This window comes from Nocardia thailandica NBRC 100428, assembly GCF_000308795.1.
GTDB lineage: Bacteria > Actinomycetota > Actinomycetes > Mycobacteriales > Mycobacteriaceae > Nocardia > Nocardia thailandica.
This window is the reverse complement of sequence record NZ_BAGK01000068.1, coordinates 1-2,645: the sequence shown is the minus strand read 5'-3', so window position 1 is coordinate 2,645 and position 2,645 is coordinate 1. Positions and strand designations below refer to the sequence as shown.

Sequence of the window (2,645 nt, the reverse complement as noted above, 5' to 3'; positions counted from 1 at the left end):
GTGCGCGGCCCGGCGCGCGCGGCCGCGCCCGCCGAACCGGTGACCCGGTACCGGCTCGGGCACCGGGTGATCGAGCGCGCCATCGACACCGAGGCCATCTTCCTGCGCCGCTACGCCGGATCGGCCACCGCGTTCTGGCTCGACAGCGAGCACGTCGAGCCGGGCCTCGACCGCTTCTCCTTCCTCGGCGACGCGAGCGGCCCGTGCGCGGAGGTCGTGCGCTACCGGGTCGGTACGGGCGTCGTCGAGGTCCGCGACGCCGCGGGCACCCGGACCGAGCCCGGCGGCATCCTCGACTACCTGGATCGCGCGCTGCGCGCCCGGCACTGCGAGACCCCCTACCTGCCCTTCGATTTCGCGGGCGGCTACGTCGGCTACCTGGGCTACGAAGTCAAGGCCGACTGCGGGGCGCCCGCGCCGCACCGCGCCGAGACGCCGGACGCGCAGTGGATCTTCGCCGACCGGCTCGTCGTCGTCGACCACGAGGCGGGCCGCACCTACCTGCTGACGCTGACGACCGGCGCCGCCCCGGACGACGCCGCCGCGTGGCTCGACGAGACCGAGGCCGCGCTGGCCGACCTGCCCACCTGGGCCAACCCGCCGGACCTGCACGTGGCCGTCGACCCCGCCGAGGTCGAGGCGCACCTGTCGCGGGGACGCGCCCGCTACCTGGCCGACATCGCCGAGTGCCAGGAACGCCTGCGCGCCGGGGAGTCCTACGAGATCTGCCTGACCGACGCGGTCTCCGTGGCCGCCACACCCGGCGACGGCCTGGACTTCTATCGCAGGCTGCGCCGCTGCAACCCCGCCCCCTACGCGGCCTACCTGCGCTTCGACGATCTCGACGTGGCCTGCTCCTCCCCCGAACGCTTCCTCAAGATCGACCGCGACCGCGTGGTGGAGAGCAAGCCGATCAAGGGCACCGCACCGCGCGGGGCCTCCCCCGCCGAGGACGACGCCATCCGGCGCGCCCTGGCCGGCGACCCCAAGACCCGCGCCGAGAACCTGATGATCGTGGACCTGCTGCGCAACGACCTCGGCCGGGTGTGCGAGGTGGGCTCGGTGCACGTGCCCGAGCTCATGGCGACCGAGACCTACACGACGCTGCACCAGCTGGTCTCGACCGTGCGCGGCACCCTGCGCCCGGACGCGGGCGTGGTCGACTGCCTCCGCGCCTGCTTCCCCGGCGGCTCGATGACCGGCGCACCGAAACTGCGGACCATGGCCATCCTGGACGAGCTGGAGACCGCCGCGCGCGGGATCTACTCCGGCACCATCGGTTTCCTCGGGCTCGGCGGCACCGCCGACCTCAACATCGTCATCCGCACCGCCGTGCGCCACCGCGACCGCTGGCACATCGGCGCGGGCGGGGCGGTCGTGCTCGACTCCGTCGCCGGCGACGAGTACGACGAGATGGTGCTCAAGGCCGCGGCGACCTTCCGCGCGCTATTTCCGGCCGCGTGAGCGCGGCGGGGGTTCCGGCTCGGGTTCCTCCCCGCCACGGCCGGTGAGCCGGCCGAGCAGGCCGACGCCGGGCAGTTTGGCCAGGGCGCCGAACAGGTCCTCGCCGAGGGAGATCATCGCCTCGAGCCGGGGCAGCAGGCGGTCGTAGGCGGCGAAGGCGGGGTCGGCCAGGGCCAGGGTCCGGTCGAGCCGGTCGATGGTGCTGTTGAGCCGGTCGATGGCCACCGACAGGTTCTCCACGAGATCGGGCAGCTGGGCGGCGAGCTGCGCCGAGGCCGGTGGCAGCCGGACCGCCGCGTCGAAGGCGTAGCCCGCGGTCTGCTGGGCGGCGTCGACGGCCTGTCCCGCGGCGGACTGGGCGGCGACCACCGCGGCCTGGGCGGCCGAGAGCAGGTCGGCGGGACCGGGCACCCGCCTGCCCGCCTGCTCCGGCGGCGGTTCCGGCGCGCGCCCCCGCTTCTTCGGGTTGGTCATGCCTCCACTGTGCCGCACCGCGCGCCCGCGTGCGCGCAGGCGCGGGCGCGTGACCACGGCGTGTCCGCACCTGTCGGAGGGACATGTCATAGTGCGAGCACCATGAAACTCACCAAGGGGGCGCACGCGCCGGTTCCGACATCGCTTCTCGCCGTGGTCGTTTCATGGCGGTCCGCGCATGCCCTCGACGCCCACGCCCTGCTGCTGGACGGCTCGGGCCGGGTCCGCGGCGACGGTGACTTCGTCTTCTTCAACGCCCCGCGCCACATCTCCCAGTCGGTCACCCTCGACCAGGAGCCCGCGCCGGGCACCGCGCGGCTGAGCGTCTCGCTGCCGCGCACCGAGTCCGAAATCGACCGCATCGTGGTCGGCGCCTCCCTGGACGAGGGCGCCTTCGACGAGGTCACCGACCTGACCGTGACGGTGTTCGCCGCCGACGGGCCGCTGGCGTGGTTCCCCCTCGACGACGTCGAATCCGTGCGGGCCCTCATGTTCGGCGAGTTCTACCGCCGCGACGGGCAGTGGCGGTTCCGCGCGGTCGGCCAGGGCTGGGCGGGCGGGCTCGCCGGGCTGGCCCGCGAGTTCGGCGTGCAGGTGGACGACGACGGCTCCGGGCCCGAGCCGGGCCAGCCGCGCCGGGAGCCGTTCGGGGCGGCCCGGTATCCGCGGCACGGCGCGCGCCCCGCCGCGGCCGAGGAGCCCCCGGC

At 74.7% G+C, this 2,645-nt stretch carries 3 protein-coding genes; 2 read left to right on the top strand and 1 reads right to left on the bottom strand.

The features are described from left to right. The coding region (gene pabB, locus ON36_RS07355; RefSeq protein WP_043649404.1) for an aminodeoxychorismate synthase component I at window positions 1-1,464 on the top strand (1,464 nt) is incomplete at its 5' end. Here pabB and ON36_RS07350 read toward each other — a convergent pair. After that, complete coding sequence (locus ON36_RS07350) at window positions 1,447-1,938, bottom strand: hypothetical protein (protein WP_052313727.1); 492 nt, start codon at window positions 1,936-1,938, stop codon at window positions 1,447-1,449. The genes pabB and ON36_RS07350 overlap by 18 nt on opposite strands. Before the next feature lie 102 nt (window positions 1,939-2,040). Here ON36_RS07350 and ON36_RS07345 point away from each other — a divergent pair. Beyond that, window positions 2,041-2,645, top strand: a 605-nt coding sequence (locus ON36_RS07345) for a TerD family protein (protein WP_169334683.1), incomplete at its 3' end; no start/stop codon positions are given.

What these genes read in the sequence shown, in the direction of transcription:
- ON36_RS07350 (WP_052313727.1), bottom strand. Translation starts at nt 1,938, where the DNA reads ATGACCAACCCGAAGAAGCGGGGGCGCGCGCCGGAACCGCCGCCGGAG.